This window comes from Desulfobacula toluolica Tol2 (assembly GCF_000307105.1).
In the GTDB taxonomy this organism is placed as follows: Bacteria; Desulfobacterota; Desulfobacteria; order Desulfobacterales; family Desulfobacteraceae; genus Desulfobacula; species Desulfobacula toluolica.
Window position 1 is genome coordinate 2,640,067 of the sequence record NC_018645.1, and the last position, 19,670, is coordinate 2,659,736.

The following is a 19,670-nucleotide window of genomic DNA, read 5'->3' on the forward strand; positions in this document are numbered from 1 at the left end:
CCCTGTTAAACTTTAATCTGCTAAACTTCAATTTTAACAATTTTTTTAATTACAAACATCCCGACAATCATCATGACTCCGGCAACTCCCAACAATATCCTGCCAATAGGTTCGGTAAAAAGAGGTTTCATAAAACCTGGTGAAGATATCTGCAGCCACAAACCGATGAGAAATGGAATCAGGCACAGTACCACTCCGGACAACCTGCCTTCAGCACTCAAAATTCTTACTTTTCCTTCAAACTTGAAAGTTTCACGGACAATATGGGCAAGGCTTTCTATCAATTCAGCCAGATTACCCCCTGTATCTCTTTGAATAATAACCGCCACCACAAAATAATTTATCTCCTTGCAGTCAACGCGCTGGGAAAGATTCCTGAGTGCTACAGGTACACTGACACCAAAATTAATTTCATCCAGGGTTTCTTCAAATTCAATTCCCAACGGGTCTCCAAATTCATCCGCAGCAAGTTTCATGCTGCTGGTAAAAGAATGACCTGCACGCAAAGCCCTTGCTATCAAATCAAGAGCTTCGTGCAATTGTTGTTTAAATTTTTGAATTCTTTTATCTTTTAAATATTTAAGATACAGGCAGGGTGAGTACATTAACAACAGCCCCCCACCCAATGCAAGCAATATATTATTAAGAAAATAAAGAAAGCCTAAAGCACCTAAAGCACCCAGCAAAAAAGACATCAAAATATAAAACCCTACGGGATATTTTGCATTAGCCTGCATGACAAGATTGTCCCAGGATTTCACAAAAGGAAGTGACAATAGAATATTGTTTAAAAAAGGGATATCGCTAAGATCCCTTTTCTTTAATATCCCCCCAAAATCATCTTCCACAAAGGTATACTTTCTCAGCCGTTTTTTTATTTTTGCATTACGATTGCTCAATGAGTGGCGATAAGCATAAAGGCACAATTCAATAATAAGTAAAGACACAATAAAGATAATAACACTTAAGATCATGAAATCCATGGCATGCTCCTTTCTAATTAAACTTCAATTTGAAAAGAAGGATCAAATATATTACTTTTGACATTTATTCCCGTTATCCTGAATTTATCAAGAAATTTCGGCCTGATCCCGTTAAACCGGAAAAATCCCTTAACATCTCCTTTTTCATCAACCCTTGTCTGTTTAAATGAAAATATTTCCTGCATGGTAATCATGTTGCCTTCCATTCCGGTAATTTCCTGCAGACTTACAACCTTTCTTTTACCGTCTGAAAGCCTTGAGACCTGGATTACGATGTGTATTGCAGAACTTATAAACCGCCTTATGAATTCACTGGGTATATCAAAATTTGCCATGGCCACCATTGTCTCAAGTCTCATCAATGCATCCCTTGCACTGTTGGCATGAATCGTGGTCAAAGACCCGTCATGCCCCGTATTCATGGCCTGCAGCATATCAAATGATTCAGACCCTCTTACCTCTCCTACAATAATCCTGTCCGGTCTCATTCTAAGGCTGTTTTTAAGCAGATCCCGCTGAATTATCTCTCCTTTGCCCTCTATATTTGCCGGCCTTGTTTCCATTCTGACAAGATGCTCCTGTTTGAGCTGAAGTTCAGCCGCATCTTCAATGGTTACAATCCTCTCAGTTTCAGGAATAAACCGGGAAAGAACGTTAAGCAGCGTTGTTTTTCCGCTGCCGGTTCCCCCTGAAATAAGAATATTTAATCTTGATTGTACCAATCCCTCTAAAATACTCCTGAATTCAGGTACAAGAGTTTGATTTTTAATGAGATCATCAAGTTCCAGCGGCACAACTGAAAATCTTCTAATGGATACCATGGGGCCGTCAAGGGCAAGGGGAGGTATGATAACATTAACCCTGGAACCGTCGGCAAGCCTTGCATCCACCATTGGATTTGATTCATCAATCCGTCTTCCGATTGAAGAAACTATTTTATCAATGATTTTCATCAAATGTTCATCATTTCTGAATCTTGCATTGGTTGACTCAATTTTTCCAAACCGTTCCACATAAATCTTTTTGTAAGAATTAACCATAATATCTGAGATGGTCGGATCTTTTAAAAACGGTTCCAAAGGTCCAAGCCCCAGGACTTCATCAATCAATTCCGTTAAAATTTTCTCTCGTTCGGAAAAATTTAACGGCATCTCATCGGATTCTTCTCGTAAAATTTTTTCCGTAACATGCTTGATTTGTTTGACCAGTGTTTCCTTGTCCATGGTATCAATGATGGACAGATCAATAATATCAAGAAGACGTTCATGAATCATGGCCTTGAATTCAAAATATTCATCAGGGATATATTTGTTTAAGCCGGACTTCGGAGCTATAGTCATTGAATACTCCTTGTATTTTTATTGTTTTTACCGGAAACTGCCTTAAAAGAACCACATTTTTTTTCTCTTTATATTTTCAACCCCCAGGAGTTTTTCAACATAATCATTAAAACTTTTAACAATCCTCGACTTTTGTGCAACCTGGTAAAGAGGTTTGCCCGAATTGATTGCCGACATGGTTGTAGAATAATCGTTTGGAATAACCCAGGACAATTTTTTTCCTACTCCTTCCTCAGCACTGCTCAGGGAAACCATGCCTTTCTTAAGATATCTGTTTAATACTATTTTTACATTTTCTTTATCAATATAACCATACTCAACAATTGAATTAACAAGCCTGTTTGTATTAGACAGACAAGGAAGGCTTTGAATGGCAATGACATGGACAAGATCAGACATTTGAACAATTCTCAAAGCAGTTTCATTCATAGACTGACCAAGATCAATAATGATATAATCATATTTGTTTTTCATCAGATCCAGAAGTGTTTCCATAATGGTAGGTGTGGGTGACGGATGGTTGTTTAAATACCTGGGTGACGGTAAAACATGTACGCCTGTGGCGTGTTCGGTTAAAATATTTGCTAAAAAAAACTCATCCAGACGTTCTATGTTTTGAGTGATGTCACCCCAGTTATGTTTGGGGGAAATGTCCAGTAATATGGGCACGTCTCCAAATATTATATTCATATCAAGCAGTGCAACTGAGGGGTTTTCTTGATTTACGGCTATACTTACCGCAAGATTGACTGCAACGGTTGTGGTTCCAACCCCTCCTTTACTGCCGAGAATACTGTAAATTTTTCCTGAAGAGCCGGATGTCGTATGCTGAAGCTTTTCATATCTTTTTTTAAATCGATTTAATGCATCCTTAATAAGTTCAGGCTTCAAAGGAACTGGGAAAAACTCCTTAATACCGATTCTCAATGCCTGGATTAAAATTTCAGGATCTGACCGTTTGGATACCAGGAATATTTCTGTTGTATCAGCCTTGTCCAAAAACAACTGAAGATTATTCAACTCTTCTTCATAATTTTCGCCCAATTCGCATATCAGCAAATCCGGTTCTTGCTTTTCTTCCTGAGAGATGACTTTAAATACTCCGGTTTCATTAATCGCCGTTTTAAATTCAGTATTGAGTTCTTGATTTTTGACAGATAGATTAACAAAAAATTTAATTCCTGGCATCAGCTCTTTCTCCTATTCCACAACTTATTGAACTAAATTGGGAATATTCCCTTTAATATTAGTACCAGTACCGCCACCACCACGCCCGTCAGCAACAATTGTTCCGCAGTCGATACAAACTTCAATATTATTATCAGGCGGTCCATTGGGCATTCTAACTTTGATAGTCGCAACTTTTATTATTTTTTGAGTTTGGTTTGGGTTCTCACAGGGTAATGATTCTTCATAAACAGGAACTGTAGATGTCCATATAAGATCTGCATCCACACAATCCCCACAAAAAAAGGTTTGAGTTGACGCACATCCCCATTCAGAATTGATATCTTCATCATTATCACGGAACCTAAAAAAATCAAACAAAGTATAAAAAGGAATGGGCCCAGGCAACTTCCCATCCTTATCCAATTTCTTCGATGCAGTAGTTTGGTCAGGGATACCGTCGGCATTATATGTTCCATAATAAGTCCCAGTAAACAAGGACGCAATGGTTCCACCTTGAAACTCAAAATCTGTAGGGAGATTATATTCGGGCATTGTTGCTACCACAACATCCTTATTAAATGAAAAATAAGTATTTAACCAATCTTTACCTTCTGTTTTTGAATCACCTTCATAGGCTTCAATAAACCCAAAAAATCTATCGGCAAGGACACTTGCATTAATTGGATCTTTAAAATTATGCCATCCGGCACAACTGGTATTTGTTGGAGAAAAGTCTATGATTTCCTTACAAAAGTCTTCATCCTCCAGCATCCAAATATCTGAAATCCCAATTGGCATAACCAGCTCTCCCTCTCCTATCACTGAGGGTCCAGATAAAGCGGCTGTAGCAATAGTGAAAGATTCAAATGTATCATGGCTTGCACCAAAAAGTGAAAACATCTTTCCAAAAAATGTTGCAACAGGACTGTTGATAACAGAATCTCTTCTTGCTCTGACACGAACCGCATCAGACCCAACTAATGTTGGTGTTAAAGCATTCATAAGATTTGTTTCATCCCAATCCCAGGTTCCAATAACAATATCATCACTTGCAATATCAATGGGTATTTTAGCTGCTTCATTTTCCTTTGCGATATTTATGGCAGCATTTTTGATTACAGTTTGTTGATCAATTGAAAAATTATAATTAGTATGAGATGCTTGAGGCAGGGTCAAATAAATTCTTCCCAGTTCACTTGTTGCGGCAAGAGCGGCAGCATCAGCTACATCCTGTAGTTCATTACGCGTAGCATACATATACCCGACATCAACAGCTAAAGCCGTAAAACAAAAAAGCATAGCTAAAACAATTGCAACGATAATTGCGGAAACACCATTTTGATTATTTAGAATGAGGTTGGGCTTTATTCTTTTAAAAGAAAATTTTTTGTTAAATAAATTATAAATCATTTTTTTTACTCCATTTTCATATTTGAATTGCCTTGTATATCAATTGATCCAACTATGGGAAAAAGAAATAAAAAACTATACTCATAGTTCACTTGAACCTGAAGATTGCTTCCTTGCAAAAACGGGTCTGATTCTCTGGTGATAGGTATATCAGTAGAATCTTTTTCCAGTTCATCACTGCCAAATGTAATAAGGTGTTGTTTTGCAAATTGGATAACTCTGTCTCGTATTTCAAGATCTTCTGCATCAACATCCCTTGACGATAATTCCCTCATAATAACTCCTCGCCTAGCACCTTCTCTAGCCGCATTTGTAATCACCTGAGTATTAAACAAAAACAGACCAAATTCAATTACACCGAAAATTAATGTCAGAAGCAAAGGAAAAACAATAGCAAACTCGACCAAAGCAGCACCATCCTGACTTTTGATTGTTTTTTTGTGAGGATACATTATCCTTTCTCCTTTATTAGATCCAATACTCATGAATCATCCCATTCCTGCCTCATAACAGTCTTACCCGTTAAAGTTGTTTTGCTGATTCCAATAATAGAACTAAAAAGATGATCGTAATCATAGGTAACTGTTGCGATTATAAAATTTCCGGCATCCACAATAGTTGGATCATTTTTCAAATTATTATCGCCACCAAGATTAACCAGGTGATTTAAACAATAAAATTTTATAATATTTACAGGTTCAGTTGCATTACCTGTTGGGAAACCATTAGAATCTTTAGAATCCCAATTATTTGCTATAATTGCCGCCCGTGCCCCCTCCCTGCTGGCATTGGTAAGAACCTGTTTGTTATAAAAAAGCAATGCAAAATCAATGGTACCAAACAAAATTAAAGCCAGTAAAGGCAAAACAATTGCAAACTCCACTGCTGCACCGCCTCGCTGATTTTTAAGCATGCTTATCCCCTTTCCAATTTTGTACTGCGTTCTAATCACCACTCAAATCATTACCTAAATTTATATTAAAAATCTGAGAAGGTGATTTTTGTTTTTTAAAATCGTCTTGATATTGATCGTAGTTATACTTACCTGCCACTCCATCCATGCTTTGATCTTCCACCATGCCCTCACCTGCATCAGGATTTATAATCTGGCTGAACCGGGCGGTTTCATGAGATCTTCCCCAATTTTTTTCAACCATTAATTCTCTTTGACTCATATGGCCGCAGCCGGACAAAACCGAAAATATAATTGTTATTGCAATAATGATGATTATTTTTTGCACGATATTTTCCTCCATGGCATCTGTTTAGCACCTTGTTATTCCTCAAATGAATGACCAAACTGTCCATCCATATTTACTTTAACATTGGTGTTTTCTGATATTTTTTGAGCAGATTTATCAACATTAAAGTAAAACTCGGGATCATCGGGTTCCCCATAATAATCAGTGGGAACAGGTTGTGCTTCTTTATTAATGGGGTTAACAAACCGTGGCGTAACGAGAATCACCAACTCTGTTTCATTTTTCAAGAATGACGAACTTCTAAAAAGCGTTCCCAGCAATGGTATATCACCCAAAAAAGGAAATTTTTTCACATCCTCACGAATGGATTCAGACAAAAGCCCGGCAATGACAAAGCTTTGTCCATCAGCAAGTTCAACTGTTGTTGCTGCTCTTCTAATACTGACTCCCGGAACAATATACCCTGAGAATTGAACGGCAGTTGTGAAATCAAGTTCTGAAACACTGGACTGAACTTTAATGTTGATTTTTTCCTGACTAAGCACATTGGGAGTAAATGAAAGGCCCACACCAAAATCCTTATAATCAATTGTAATTCCATTCTCATCCGGGACAGGGATGGGATATTCGCCCCCGGCCAGAAAACTTGCAGTCTGGCCACTTAAAGCAATCAAATTAGGTTCCGCTAAAATTTTAATCAAGGAATTTTCTTTTAATGCTTTAATCATCGCATTCCATGTTAAATCTCCCTGAGAGTACTGAAAGAAGCCTTCAAGTCCGGATGTCGCTTCTGTAGCTCTCCCGAGAGTCAAGAGCGGTTGTACAAGCAAATTATCACTTACAGAAATATTCCCAAGATTAATCCCCAAATCTCTGCCTACGGAACGGGATATCTCCGCGACTTTCACCTCCAGCATCACCTGGTGGGTACCGCCTACTTTAACCAGGTTGTTTATTTTTCCCTCCGGCGCATAAGCACCGGCAATTGCCATGGCCCGGGATAGATTTGCCGCATTGGATATTTTTCCTAAAAGCGTTATGGAGTTATTCGTGGCCGTTACCATAAGATCTTTTTCGTCCGGAAACACCTGATATAATTTTTCTTTCAATCGTGATACATCAAATTTTACTTCAATATCATATATGGCAATCAGATCGCCTTCCTGCCACAATATCAGATTTGTAACCCCGGCTGTTTTACCTTTAATATAAATTTCATTGGAAGAAAGAACAAGACAATCCGCTATTTCTTCCGATCCAATTGAAATTCTCATTTTTTTCTTTACCGGAGCCGGCAGTTTCATCACAAGGGATTTCCCCAATATGATTTCAATTTTATTCGGCTCAATTGGTTTTGGAATAAGAACATTTTGAGCATTAGAATTAATAAAAACAACAAAAGAAAAGAGAAAAACAAGACCTATTATCTTTGCAAATCTAAGTGATTGTAACATTTATAACAGTCTCCTAAACAATAGTTAATATATCAAAGTGTAATTTCCTTCCTGGTAAGACTTAATCCCTTAATAATTTCAATGGTTGCTTTGTTGCTTTTCTTTGGTGCTATATATTTTATTTTCCGATAATTTCTTTTTGTTGAAGATCCAACAGATGAAACAGCCGGTTTGCCGGGATTAGCGTCAACAATAAGTAAAGATTTAAGCATCTCAGGGACAGTTACCCCTTTGGTAAGAACAATATCGGAATCAGTCGCACCTCTGAGGGCGAATTGAAGACGGCCTTTAGTGGCAGCTAAAGTTAATCGTTCCCCCTGATCAGGCGTGACCTCGAGTGTATACACATCAACAGGTGCTGCTTCCCCTTTACCGTTTTCCTGGATTTGCCTCCCGGATGCCAGCACCAGAATGTTTTCAAGTACGATTTTTGTGACATCCATCTCCTTGTCAGGGTCTTCAATGGTAACCAGGACATCCACCCGGTTTCCCGGATTTATAAATCCGGCAATACCAAGAACATTATTACCTTTAACTGAAACAGCACGTTTTCCCGACTCTAATATGGCGGAAACCCCGCCTGTTTTCATGCTGACTGGAGCAAGCCTGTACTCTAAAACAGGCTCTCCTTCCCCTATCTGAGCAATGACGATTCTGTCGACGATATCTTCAGATTTGGAAAAGCAACCTTTGGGAAGACTTTCCTCTAAGTAAGGAGTTGTTGTCAACATTTCCGGGGTGAGTTTTACCCCCCATGGGATGCCGGCTTTTGCAACAACAACCGGAATAGCCTTGCTTTCCGTTACCGTCACTACTTTGTCAGGCGAAGTTTTTTGTTTTACCCATTGATATAAATAGTAACTGCCGGCCAATGCAATCAATATTGAGAGCAAAATTGGAACAAAAGTCCGTATGTTTCCCATTAGTTTCCTCCTTTATTCAAGGTAAAAATTTATATCCAAAAATATGTAACCCCATATATGTAAATGTTCCCAGGGCAATGGCAATACCATAACAAAGCCTTGGTTTTTTTTTGTTTTCTGTTAAAGGAGCAGGTGAATATTTTCTTGTTAAAAGAAAATTTAATATCGAATGAAACAACTGCCTGAAATAACCCTGAAATATTTTCCTGAATACTAAAATAATTATTAAAGCATAAACACCGCCAAACAAGGCAGTGAATAAAAATGAAATAAAGACGCCTTTAGCCCCAAGGAATGAACCGACAGCCCCCATCAGCTTTACATCTCCTGCACCCATGCCTCCCATGGCATAAGGAATGATAAGAACAACAATGCCGATAAAAACACCGAAAAAACTAAAAAGGAATCCTTGAAAGCCGCCGGAGTACAAATGATAACTTATCGCGACGAAAACACTTGTAAGCGTAAGAATATTGGGTATCTTTTGCGTGCAAAAATCGGTAAATGAAGCGATAAGCAAAATTATGGTTAAACAGATAAGTGGAAAATACTGAATAATAACATTGTGGTTTAATTGTAATGTCATAGTTTCCATATCGCCCCGGTTCTAATCTGTTAACAAAATCAAAACACCAGTAAACTTTTTAAAGAGATGGTTTAAATCGTCTGATCTATTATTACATAAATCAGACGATTTAAGTTGCATTAATTAGTTAGTTAAGAAAGGATCTGAATACTAATCAACGCATTACTACTGCAATGCCGTTTCTACCACTCCAAACTTGGTGTTTAGATTCGTACCAATAGAAGTCACCACCGTAACAATCACAGCAGCTATAAGCGCCACCATAATCCCATACTCTACAGCAGTTGCACCCTCTTCATCCTTGAAAAAACTAAAAATTTTCTGCATGATTTTCTCCTTATTTAATGATTAATATGTGAATCACACTAAGTCAGACTTGACTTTTAATAAGGAGCTGATGCAAATTGCAGACCATTTTAATAATAATTTTCCAATGAGCTTTAAATATGAAATTGATTTAGCCTTGATCCTTGATAATAACTATATACATAGATTGATCTACTGGTGCAGTCAATAATTAAATTCATTTTTCATTTAACTTCCGATAAAGTCAAATGCATTAAATAACGATTAATCACAATGAATCAAGACAGTTAAACCACAAAAACCTTGTTATCTTATAATATAAAAATATCGTTAAACACGAAACATGATTCAATTCTCAGATACTTTCAAATCATCACAATCAGAGAAATGATGGCAAAAAGGTTATAAATTATGGAAAAAAGGTTATAAATTATGGAAAAAAAAGTTACATTTAATAAAAAATAACAGCTAATTTTCATAAGAGTCGTCATCAGGATAAATTTTTCGCAGCTAAATTGTGATTGATGAGTAGATTATTTCAGGGGGGTATGCTTTATAATTAACTTATAACCTGGTGACTGACAAACAGATCAAATACATACTTGTTTATGCTTTTTTAGAACAAATTGTTTTTTTATTCAAATTTAATTCTAAAACTTATCATGAATTGTACACAAGTTGCATACAATTCAAGTAATCATAGTTTGATACGTTTCAAATGATAATAAAGAAAGGAGAGTATTATGCAAAAAATTATTAGTTTTCTATTTAACGAAGAAGGATCGACTGCAGTAGAATATGCAATTTTGGCATCAGCCATAGCTGCTGTAATTGTTTTGGCTGTTACTGCAATTGGTGTTAATACAGATAACTTGTTTAACAAGGTAAAAAATAACTGGTAACACCCTACTTTTTGTAATTATTCTCAACAACCAATACGTCAGGAGAAATAGTATGCACAGCTTAATGGGAAAACGACTAATCCAAAAAAAAGAACTGACTCATGAACAATTGCAACAGGCTTTGGAATATCAAAGGCTTAATGGTGGAAGGCTGGGAAACAGTATTGTCACCCTTGGATTTCTCACTGAAGAGGAAGTTCTTGAGTTTTTCAAATCTGTCCCAAAAGTACCGGATACCCTGGAAAAAATTGATCTGCCCTACTCTTCCATAGAAGATCTGGTTATTAAACATGCATTGAATTTAAGGGTATTCAACATACACGACATGTGTAACAGCACAAAGCTACCCATGTTTATCATCAGTGAAACCATTGATATATTGCGTCAAAATCATTTCCTCCAGGTAAAAGGTTCAGGAGGACAGCTGTCCAGACTTTCATACACGTTTGATCTTACAGAAGCCGGTGTCAAAAAGGCAAAGGAATTGCTTGGCATCACAAGATATACAGGACCGGCTCCTGTTTCCTTTCGTGATTATCGCAACCAGGTGGAGGCCCAAACCATTAAAAGCATTTTTGTTGATGAAGACAAGATCAGAAATGCGTTTTCCGAAATAGTCATTTCCGAATCCCTTATTCAGCAGTTTGGGCCTGCAATCAGTTCGGGCAAATCAATATTTCTTTACGGACCTCCGGGCAATGGGAAGACAACCGTTGCTGAAATCGTCGGAAGAGTCATGCCTGATGAGGTTTATGTCCCCTATGCCGTCCAGATTGAAGGTGAAATTATTACGGTTTATGACAATGCGAGCCATGTCAAGGTTGATTCTGATGACGCAAAAGAATCCCGGGATCAAAGATGGGTAAAGGTAAAAAGGCCGGTAATGATGACGGGCGGGGAAATGACATTAAAAGGACTGGATCTTGATTTTAACGCCATTTCAAAATTCTATGAGGCACCCTTGCAGATGAAGGCGAACAACGGCATTTTCATTGTCGATGATTTTGGACGCCAGCGGGTGGATTCCCAGGCGCTTTTAAACCGGTGGATAGTTCCCCTGGAGCGCAGAACGGATTTTTTAACCTTGCATACCGGGATGAAAATAGAAATTCCATTTGATCAGCTGGTGATTTTCTCCACAAACCTTGAGCCTGAAAAACTTGTTGATGCCGCTTTTTTAAGGCGAATTCGCTATAAAATAAAGATTGGATATCCCAACCTTTCAGAATACAAACAAATTTTTAAAAGAATTTGTGACTCCAATGGTATTACTTTTGATGGAGCTGTCTTCAATTTTCTGATTAATAACCTGTATAAAAGAACCAGGACCAATCTGTCTGCCTGCCATTGCAGGGATCTTCTTGACTGGATTATAGACAATGCCCATTACAGGGACGAAAAACCTGAACTGACGGAAGAGACAATTTCTGCTGCCTGGAAAAGCTATTTTGTGGAGATGTAGCCTGTTTAATTATTGCAGGATCTGATTAATTTTATATCGTCACCCACCACCTGGAACAGTTCAAGAAATTTGACAGGTTCTCCTGTCATATCAAACGATGTCGGGCAGGTTACGCCCTTTTTAAACATGTTTGACTGAAGATATGTTATCACATCTTGTCTTGACCTGACCCTTGGAGAAGACAAGGCGTCCATAAACATCATGGCAGTATCATAGGCAATTGATTCGGTATAACCTGGAAAATTGCCCGTGACTTCAAAATAGGATGAAACAAAGCTTGTCACCCTTTTTGATTCGGAACCCAAATAAAACCCATCCGGAAAAACAGCTGCCTGGACATAATCTTTTGTCTTGAGCAGTTTTTTTGAATTCCAGAGATTGGTTCCCATTAGCGCTACGTCAATCCCGTGATATTTGAGTTGGGGTGCAATCATGCTGATCTTGGCTGCCGTATCAGGAATAAACAATACGTCAAAATCAATCTTGGCCCTGTATATCCTGTTTTTTTCTTTTGTTTCATCATCGTTCATATCAACATATTCACCGTTTTCATCAATCTTTTGATATCCTTTGATAAATTGATTAATCTGATGAAAAAAATCGGTTTGAGACGGCTCAAAAGAAACCATTGAAACCAATTTTGCATTATAATGCGAAACAATATCACTGAAACTGTCTTTAAACGAAATGCCGTATTTTTCATTGGGATATAAAATGGAGAACCTCGTAAATCCGTACTCTTCGACAAAATAAGAGATTCCTGCTCTTATCTGCATGGCCGGCGTCATAAAATTTCTTAAAACATACTTGCCTGCCTGTGTCACACCGGATTTCTGGGACATAATAATCATTGGAATGCCACGTTTGTTGGATTCAGCCGCAGCAGAACCAACATTTACCATCGGGCCGATAATGCAGGAAACCTTTTCTTTTTCCAGTTTTTTGACTGCCTTTACAGCCTTGGACGAATCAGCGGCAGTATCTTCAACGCAAAAATAAAATTCCTTTGATTTATGAGTGTCATTAAACTCTTTAAGTGCAAGTTTAAGGGCTTCCAATACACCATGGCCTATTATTTTATAATATCCGCTTAAAGGCAGCAAAACGCCTATTTTCGTTTTTTTAAAATCATTTTTTTCTTTTATTTGCTTTATCAGCGATTGAGCATGCTCCCTGTCTTTGTGCTGCGAAAATTTTTCAACAAACTCATTCAAAAGGAAAATCGCATCTGCTTCTTTGCCGGCCTCTATTTTTGCTAATCCTGACTGAAAAAGGAATAGTCCGGAAATATTTGGTTTGTTTGTCCGGGGTGTTAAAGATACAATCTTTTGAGTCCTCATATGAGAAGTAGCCTCAACCATTTTTTTTATCAGGGTTTGGGTCTTGGAGTCACTTATGTCATACTTCAGGACTTCTTCATAAAAATAAAATGCATTTATATGCTCTTTTCTCGCTTTAAAAACGTCACCGATCAACTCCACAGACGTTAAATAATTTCCAACAGAACAAGGGCTTTCAACAATTGTACCCGCTATTTTTAATGCTGCTTTGAATTTTCTTTTCGACAACAGCCTTCTTATCTCTTTTAGCTCATGATTTTGTTGGTTACAGACTTCAGGATTTGCCATACCAGGCGTTATCTCAGGAAGCGGAGGAAAATAAATGGCCTCCTGATGTTTTTTTTGAACACAAGAATAAAAAACAATAAAACAGAGGATAACCAGCACAATAAAAATTTTATGAACCAAGTTTAGTTTCACAATACCTCAAAAATCAGTATAGACCCAAAAAGCAATATAAACCCAAAAAAGCAGTATAAAATTGTGGAGTCCGCTACAGTATTGACAGTTGCAAAATTCCTTTGAATTATTGATATATGACATATGATGTTCGCTTATACAAGTACGAATATGCGATTTTCAAACAAAGGTTGACATTTTCCGGAATTTTAAACATACTGTTTTTATACATCATATAGCAGACAGGTATAAGTCCTTCCAAAAATATAATTGAGATCAATTATGAAAAGAAAACCATGCAGACATTGCGGATATAATGTTTCTATTGATGATTTAGAATGCCCCAAATGCAAAGGTAAAACTCCCTACGAAAAAAAGTCTTTCTCCATATCAATGTTGCTGTCTTTGTTTGTTCTATTTTTCCTGTTATTTTATCTTATTGATAATTTATTTTTAATGGGGAGCTTATTTTAATGATAGAATATGCCCTTGTGATTGGAAACAATTTTATAAAGACTTTTCTTGCTCACCTCCAGGTGGGAACCATGCCCGTAACACATTTTTTTGCCAGAATGGGCATATTTTTATCAAGTAAAGAAACCCTCCTTGTTATCCTTGCCGTGTTAGGCGTCTTGGTTGGAATGCTGTTTTTCCCCAAAAGGCACTAAAGTCTTCGCCGTAAAAGCCGGATTAAAATTAATATTGACCCCAAAAGGCTTTAATGATATTTATAATAGTTTTTTATACCGGATCTGATAACCAGATCCTTTTTTTGTATTAATCCTTGCTCTGATAAATTATCAGGGCTTTATATCCGTAAGGAGAAAAAATGAGGAAGTATGAAACTATTTTTATTTCTGACCCTGACCTTCAGGATCAAACCCGTAAGGAATTGTTTGATAAAATCAGAAATATTATTACCAAAGAAAATGGTATCCTTTTAAATTTTGATGAATGGGGCAACAAAAAGCTTGCCTATGAAATCAAGAAAAAATTACGTGGCCATTATGTTTGCATCACTTACGGCGGAACAGGCGATCTTGTAAAAGAGCTTGAGAGAAATATGCGGTTAAGCGATGCTGTATTAAAATTTATGACAATCCTTCTTTCTGATGATGTGACAAGAGAACAACTTGAAAAAGAGGTGCGCGAAGCACAGGAAGCAGAAGAGCAATCCAAACAGGCAGAGACGGCAAAAGCGGAAACTGCAGAAGAAGCTGTGGAAGCGCCTGTAGAAGAAGAAGCTTCCAATGAAGATGAAAAAGTTGAGGAAACCGAATAAAAAACGGAATAATTAAGAATGGAGGATAATAATAATGTACGACCGTAAAAACAAAAGAGGCGGTGGTAAAAACAAATTTTATCAACGTCGTAAAATATGCAGATTCTGTGTGGACAATGACCTTGAAATAGACTACAAAACTCCGAAAGCACTCAGGCAATTCATTACGGAACGCGGAAAAATAATCCCCAGAAGAATCACTGGAACCTGTGCCAAACACCAGCGTCAGCTTACCGTAGCTGTCAAGCAGGCTCGCCAGATAGCATTGCTGCCGTTTGTCGGCAGACCAATGTATTAAAATCGATTTTCAGGAGTACTACAGGTGACAGGCACTCTCATACAAATTTCAGCAATCAGGGATATTCTAACCGGTATCCTCTTATGTATGCTGATCATTGCCATCATGCACATCATACCGTTGATCGGTATCTTTGCCTGGATGTTCCTTCCTTTGCCGGTTCTGTTTTACAGACTCAAGACAGGAAGAAACGGTGGCGGGATTATCATGATGGCCAGTTTGGCTGTGCTGATTGTATTTACCAGTAATGTTGCATTCAATACACTCTACTTTGGTTCATTATTGATGACAGGTTTTTTCCTTGGCGAATTCATAGAAAAGCACTTGAGTATTGAAAAAATAATACTATACACATGCCTTGCGGTTTTCGGGGCATGTGTGTCTGCCGTGCTTGTTTATTCTTCAACTCAAAGCCGGGGAATTGAACAATTAATTACAGATTATGTTTCCAGGTATCATGCCTTGTCATCCCAACTTTTTTCAGAATCTGCTCAGCTCTACCCGGACATGAAAGTTGACCGGCAAATGCTTGAACGAGCAAGTTCATTGTTTGTCAGTGCTTTTCCGGGAATCTTTATCAATTCATACCTGACAATGGTATGGCTGAACATTTTATTGATAAAAAAACTATTGTTGAAAAAAGGGATCACAGTTCAAAGTATTGAAAATTTAAATCAATGGAAAGCACCCGATTACCTGGTCTTTGGTGTAATTGGTTTATCTGTTGCAATATTTTTACCCTTGGGAGTGTTAAAACTGCTTGCGGTAAACTGCTTGATCATTTTAATGTTTGTATATTTTTTCCAGGGAATTGCAGTGGTATCATTTTTTTTTCAAACAAAAAGAGCCCCTTTTGCATTAAGATTTTTTTTTTACGTCTTGATTACAATTCAACCTCTTTTTATGTTCCTTGTAATCGGATTCGGATTATTTGATACCTGGTTCAATTTTAGAAAACTTGATACGGTTGTGTGATAAAAAATAAACTAAAAGTCAGCCGAATTAAAGAAAACAGAAGCTGAACTTTTTTGGAGGTTTAAATGAGAGTTATATTAAAAGAAACCATTGACACGCTGGGCATCGCCGGGACAGAATGTGATGTGGCGGCCGGTTATGGCCGCAACTATCTGCTGCCCCAGAGCAAGGCCATCCTTGCGACCCCCCAGAACAGAAAAGTCATGGAACAGGCAAAAGCAAAGCTTGAGCTTCAAATTGCCAAAGAACGCAAACTTGCCGAGGAAATGGCTGATAAAATCAAAACCGTGGTATGTACAATTAAAGCCAAAGTACATGAAGATGTCCGCCTTTATGGGTCTGTTACAACCCATGATATCAAAGAAGCCCTGAACAAACAGGACATCACGCTGGAACGCCGTGCCATCCTTCTTGCCGAGCCCATAAAAGAGATCGGTGAATATAAAGTTCCCATACGTCTTTACAAGGATGTTGAGCCTGAAATTACGGTAAATGTCATTGAAGAAGAAAAAGAAGAAAAATAAGAAGAATAAGGTTCAAAACGCATCCGGGAAGATTTATAAATTTTCCCGGATGCATATTTTGAAATCATAAATTGTGCCCATAAAAAATAAAATAGCCACAGACCCGCTTCTCAGCAGAACACCTCCCCATGACCTTGATGCGGAAGAATCCATATTAAGCGCCATATTTATCAATAACAACAGTCTTCATGATATTATTGATATTCTATCTCCGGAGGACTTTTACAAAGGCGCCCATAAAAAAATATTCAAGGTAATTATCGAGCTTGCCCTCAGGGAAGAACCTGCAGACCTTGTTACAGTTGCCAATCGGCTCAAGGAAAAAGATGAACTTGAAAGTATTGGTGGTGCCGCCTATCTTGCAGCCATTTCCGATGCAGCCCCAATTGCTGTAAATGCCGTCCATTATGCCAAAATCATTCATGGCAAGGCGTCTTTAAGACAAATGATCACGGCTGCTTCAGATATTATTGAAAGATGTCTGAAAGACAAAGGTGATGTGGAAGAAATTATTGATTTTGCTGAAAGCTCGATCTTTAATATAGCAGAAAAAAAATCAAAAAGTTCATTTCAAAGCCTGGGAGAGCTGATAAGTTTAAATATTGACAAACTTGAAGAGCAGCAGGGAAAAGACGGCGGATTATCAGGACTTTCCACAGGATATACAAAATTAAACAATATCACATCAGGACTGCAAAAATCCGATCTGATTATTCTGGCGGCAAGGCCCAGCATGGGAAAAACCGCTTTTGCCTTGAACATGGCCAGGAATGTTGCCGTTGAAGAACGCAAACCCGTTGCTGTTTTTTCTCTTGAAATGTCCAATGAGCAACTTTCCATGAGACTTTTGACATCCGAGGCCCGCATAGATTCAAACAGGCTTCGAACCGGTTTTATCAACCAGGAAGACTGGCAAAACGCAACAGATGCGGCAGGCGTTTTAAATGACTTGCCAATTTTCATAGATGATACGCCCAACATTACTGCAATGGAAATACGGGCAAAGGCAAGAAAGCTGTATCAAAAGCACAATGAAATCGGGCTGATTATTATAGATTACCTCCAGCTGATGAGGCCCCCGTTTAAAACAGATCGAAGAGACCTGGAAATTGCAGAAATTTCAAGATCTTTAAAAGCTCTTGCCAAAGAACTTGAGGTGCCTATCATTGCTTTGTCCCAGCTGAACCGTATGCTTGAACAACGCGCGGACAAACGTCCCATGCTGTCTGATCTTCGCGAGTCAGGCGCCCTTGAACAGGATGCGGATATTGTGGCTTTCATTTACAGAGATGAGGTCTATAATAAGGAAGCAGACAATCCTAAAAAAGGTACTGCGGAAATCATTGTTGCCAAAAACAGGAACGGTGCTACAGGCACAGCGTTCATGCATTTTATGGGTCAATACACCCGTTTTGAAGAACTTGCACCGGATTCATATCAGGAATTTCAATGAAGAAAAAACTGCACGGTAACACTTCAGGTCTGAGAAATACTCAGATCAAAAAAATAGAAACTCTTTATAACTACAGTACACCGCCCGAGTATCTTGCAGATCCTGAACTTGCACAATTTCTGGTTGATCTGTCCCATGATATCCGGCGTCAGATAGGTCTGCTCATCGACCGGAACGGAAAAATCATTTATGTCATTGTCGGGGAACCCCACAGAGTCGTCATCCCGATAACCTCCGGATATATGGCCATTCCCGGCAAGCTCAAGGGGCTTCGCCTGATCCACACCCATTTAAAAGACGAACCCCTGACCCGTGATGATTTAACAGACCTTGCTCTCTTGCGCCTGGACTATATCACGGCCATTTGCATCACACAAAACGGGAAACCCGGATCTGTGTATTCAGGACACATTCTCCCGGATGAGGACTCAGATCCTTACCAGGTTCTTGAACCCGCCACCATCAAAGACCTGAATAATGATTGCCTGGCTCAAATTATTGCGCTTGAATCGGAATTAACCAGGAAAAATTCTTTATACAGACCTGAAACAGGCCGGGAAAATGCATTTTTAATCAACGCAACCACTTTGGATACAAAAGAAGCCTATGCCTCTATTGAAGAACTCAAAGAGCTGTGCAAAACAAGTCATATAAATGTAATCGGCACAGCCGTTCAAAGAAGAAAAGCAATTGATCCAAAATTCGTGGTGGGCAAGGGAAAGCTCTCCAGCCTTATTATCAAGGCGATTCAAAACTATGCCACCCTGCTGGTGTTTGACCGGGAATTGTCAGCATCCCAGATTCGGTCTATTACTGATTTTGTTGAAATGAAAGTCATTGACCGCACTCAGCTGATCCTTGATATTTTTGCCAAACAGGCAAAATCAAGAGAAGGCAAGTTTCAGGTGGAACTGGCCCAGATGGAATATCTTCTGCCAAGGCTGATTAGCAAGAATACTGCCATGTCAAGGTTGACCGGTGGAATTGGCGGCAGGGGGCCGGGTGAAACAAAACTTGAACTCAACCGGCGGCGGGTCAGAGAAAAAATCAACCAGCTGAAAAAAGAGATCGCTAAAATCCGCAAACAGCGGCAGCAGCAAAAATCTCGGCGTAAAAGAAAAGAACTGCCCATTATTTCAATTGTAGGGTATACAAATGCCGGTAAGTCCACTTTACTGAACACATTGACACAAAGCAGGATTACGGCTGCCAACCGCCTTTTTGCCACACTTGATCCATCCAGCAGACGTCTGCGGTTTCCCAGAGATACGGAAGTCATTATCACCGATACGGTCGGTTTTATCCAGGATCTTCCCAAAGAGCTTATGGAAGCATTCCATGCCACTTTGGATGAACTGTCGGATGCCGATATTATCCTTCATGTAATAGATATCAGCAATCCGCGTTACCGGCAGCAAAAAGAATCAGTTGAAAAAATTCTTAAAAATTTAAAGTTGGAACACATTCCAACCCTTTATATTTTTAACAAAACAGATAAAATAAGTCTTGATGACTTTGATGATCAATGGTTGCTGAACCAGGGTTTTCCTGTTTGTGCAACTCAAAAGCAATCTTTAAAACTGTTGGTGGAAAAATTAGAATCAATGGTTAAAACCTAAAAAGTTATGGGTTGACCTATAAATTGTTTTACACTAAATAAG

The 19,670-nt window shown here is 38.4% G+C and carries 21 protein-coding genes; 9 read left to right on the forward strand and 12 right to left on the reverse strand.

From position 1 onward, the window contains the following. Positions 1-20: 20 nt before the first annotated feature. From TOL2_RS12190 to TOL2_RS12240, 11 genes are all read right to left on the reverse strand, one after another. Entirely contained in the window at positions 21-983 is a 963-nt protein-coding gene (locus TOL2_RS12190; protein ID WP_014957741.1) for a type II secretion system F family protein, read from the reverse strand. Between the two features lie 17 nt (positions 984-1,000). Beyond that, positions 1,001-2,323: a CpaF family protein gene (locus TOL2_RS12195; protein WP_014957742.1), complete on the reverse strand. Its 1,323-nt coding sequence runs from the start codon at positions 2,321-2,323 to the stop codon at positions 1,001-1,003. A 42-nt stretch (positions 2,324-2,365) separates the two neighbouring features. Next, the gene (locus TOL2_RS12200; protein WP_014957743.1) at positions 2,366-3,511 is read right to left on the reverse strand and encodes an AAA family ATPase; all 1,146 of its coding nucleotides are present in this window, start codon (positions 3,509-3,511) and stop codon (positions 2,366-2,368) included. Positions 3,512-3,535: 24 nt separating this feature from the next. Then, positions 3,536-4,903, reverse strand: a complete 1,368-nt coding sequence (locus TOL2_RS12205) for a pilus assembly protein TadG-related protein (RefSeq protein WP_014957744.1) — start codon at positions 4,901-4,903, stop codon at positions 3,536-3,538. A 5-nt stretch (positions 4,904-4,908) separates the two neighbouring features. Further along, positions 4,909-5,355 (reverse strand): TadE/TadG family type IV pilus assembly protein, encoded by a 447-nt coding sequence (locus TOL2_RS12210; RefSeq protein WP_014957745.1) that lies wholly within the window; start codon positions 5,353-5,355, stop codon positions 4,909-4,911. Between the two features lie 29 nt (positions 5,356-5,384). Then, positions 5,385-5,816, reverse strand: coding sequence for a TadE/TadG family type IV pilus assembly protein (locus TOL2_RS12215; RefSeq protein ID WP_014957746.1), 432 nt, complete (start codon positions 5,814-5,816; stop codon positions 5,385-5,387). A 31-nt stretch (positions 5,817-5,847) separates the two neighbouring features. Beyond that, on the reverse strand, positions 5,848-6,060 hold the full coding sequence (locus TOL2_RS12220; RefSeq protein ID WP_148278109.1) for a hypothetical protein: 213 nt from the start codon (positions 6,058-6,060) through the stop codon (positions 5,848-5,850). A gap of 119 nt (positions 6,061-6,179) precedes the next feature. After that, the gene (locus TOL2_RS12225; RefSeq protein ID WP_014957748.1) at positions 6,180-7,559 is read right to left on the reverse strand and encodes a type II and III secretion system protein family protein; all 1,380 of its coding nucleotides are present in this window, start codon (positions 7,557-7,559) and stop codon (positions 6,180-6,182) included. 32 nt (positions 7,560-7,591) lie between these two features. Continuing rightward, the gene (gene cpaB / locus TOL2_RS12230; RefSeq protein WP_014957749.1) at positions 7,592-8,482 is read right to left on the reverse strand and encodes a Flp pilus assembly protein CpaB; all 891 of its coding nucleotides are present in this window, start codon (positions 8,480-8,482) and stop codon (positions 7,592-7,594) included. Positions 8,483-8,498: 16 nt separating this feature from the next. Further along, a complete protein-coding gene (locus TOL2_RS12235; protein ID WP_014957750.1) occupies positions 8,499-9,068 on the reverse strand; it encodes an A24 family peptidase in 570 nt (189 codons plus the stop codon). Between the two features lie 165 nt (positions 9,069-9,233). Then, positions 9,234-9,395, reverse strand: coding sequence for a Flp family type IVb pilin (locus TOL2_RS12240; protein ID WP_041279470.1), 162 nt, complete (start codon positions 9,393-9,395; stop codon positions 9,234-9,236). Positions 9,396-10,117: 722 nt separating this feature from the next. Here TOL2_RS12240 and TOL2_RS24165 point away from each other — a divergent pair. Together TOL2_RS24165 and TOL2_RS12245 are read left to right on the forward strand one after the other, a co-directional pair. Continuing rightward, a complete protein-coding gene (locus TOL2_RS24165) occupies positions 10,118-10,276 on the forward strand; it encodes a Flp family type IVb pilin (RefSeq protein WP_085929935.1) in 159 nt (52 codons plus the stop codon). Between the two features lie 52 nt (positions 10,277-10,328). After that, on the forward strand, positions 10,329-11,738 hold the full coding sequence (locus TOL2_RS12245) for an ATP-binding protein (protein ID WP_014957751.1): 1,410 nt from the start codon (positions 10,329-10,331) through the stop codon (positions 11,736-11,738). A gap of 5 nt (positions 11,739-11,743) precedes the next feature. Here the strand turns inward: TOL2_RS12245 and TOL2_RS12250 are convergent, their stop codons facing one another. Then, complete coding sequence (locus TOL2_RS12250; RefSeq protein WP_041279472.1) at positions 11,744-13,498, reverse strand: penicillin-binding protein activator; 1,755 nt, start codon at positions 13,496-13,498, stop codon at positions 11,744-11,746. A 452-nt stretch (positions 13,499-13,950) separates the two neighbouring features. Here TOL2_RS12250 and TOL2_RS12260 point away from each other — a divergent pair, with 452 nt between their 5' ends. From TOL2_RS12260 to hflX, 7 genes are all read left to right on the forward strand, one after another. Further along, positions 13,951-14,145, forward strand: coding sequence for a hypothetical protein (locus TOL2_RS12260; protein ID WP_014957754.1), 195 nt, complete (start codon positions 13,951-13,953; stop codon positions 14,143-14,145). A gap of 161 nt (positions 14,146-14,306) precedes the next feature. After that, complete coding sequence (gene rpsF / locus TOL2_RS12265) at positions 14,307-14,759, forward strand: 30S ribosomal protein S6 (protein ID WP_014957755.1); 453 nt, start codon at positions 14,307-14,309, stop codon at positions 14,757-14,759. Positions 14,760-14,793: 34 nt separating this feature from the next. Continuing rightward, positions 14,794-15,057: a 30S ribosomal protein S18 gene (gene rpsR, locus TOL2_RS12270; RefSeq protein WP_014957756.1), complete on the forward strand. Its 264-nt coding sequence runs from the start codon at positions 14,794-14,796 to the stop codon at positions 15,055-15,057. A 24-nt stretch (positions 15,058-15,081) separates the two neighbouring features. Then, positions 15,082-16,032: a DUF2232 domain-containing protein gene (locus TOL2_RS12275; RefSeq protein WP_014957757.1), complete on the forward strand. Its 951-nt coding sequence runs from the start codon at positions 15,082-15,084 to the stop codon at positions 16,030-16,032. A 65-nt stretch (positions 16,033-16,097) separates the two neighbouring features. Then, positions 16,098-16,556, forward strand: a complete 459-nt coding sequence (gene rplI / locus TOL2_RS12280) for a 50S ribosomal protein L9 (protein ID WP_014957758.1) — start codon at positions 16,098-16,100, stop codon at positions 16,554-16,556. A gap of 73 nt (positions 16,557-16,629) precedes the next feature. Beyond that, positions 16,630-18,009, forward strand: coding sequence for a replicative DNA helicase (gene dnaB / locus TOL2_RS12285; RefSeq protein ID WP_014957759.1), 1,380 nt, complete (start codon positions 16,630-16,632; stop codon positions 18,007-18,009). Continuing rightward, positions 18,006-19,628, forward strand: a complete 1,623-nt coding sequence (hflX, locus tag TOL2_RS12290) for a GTPase HflX (RefSeq protein WP_014957760.1) — start codon at positions 18,006-18,008, stop codon at positions 19,626-19,628. The genes dnaB and hflX overlap by 4 nt, the downstream gene beginning before the upstream one ends. Positions 19,629-19,670 lie beyond the last annotated feature (42 nt).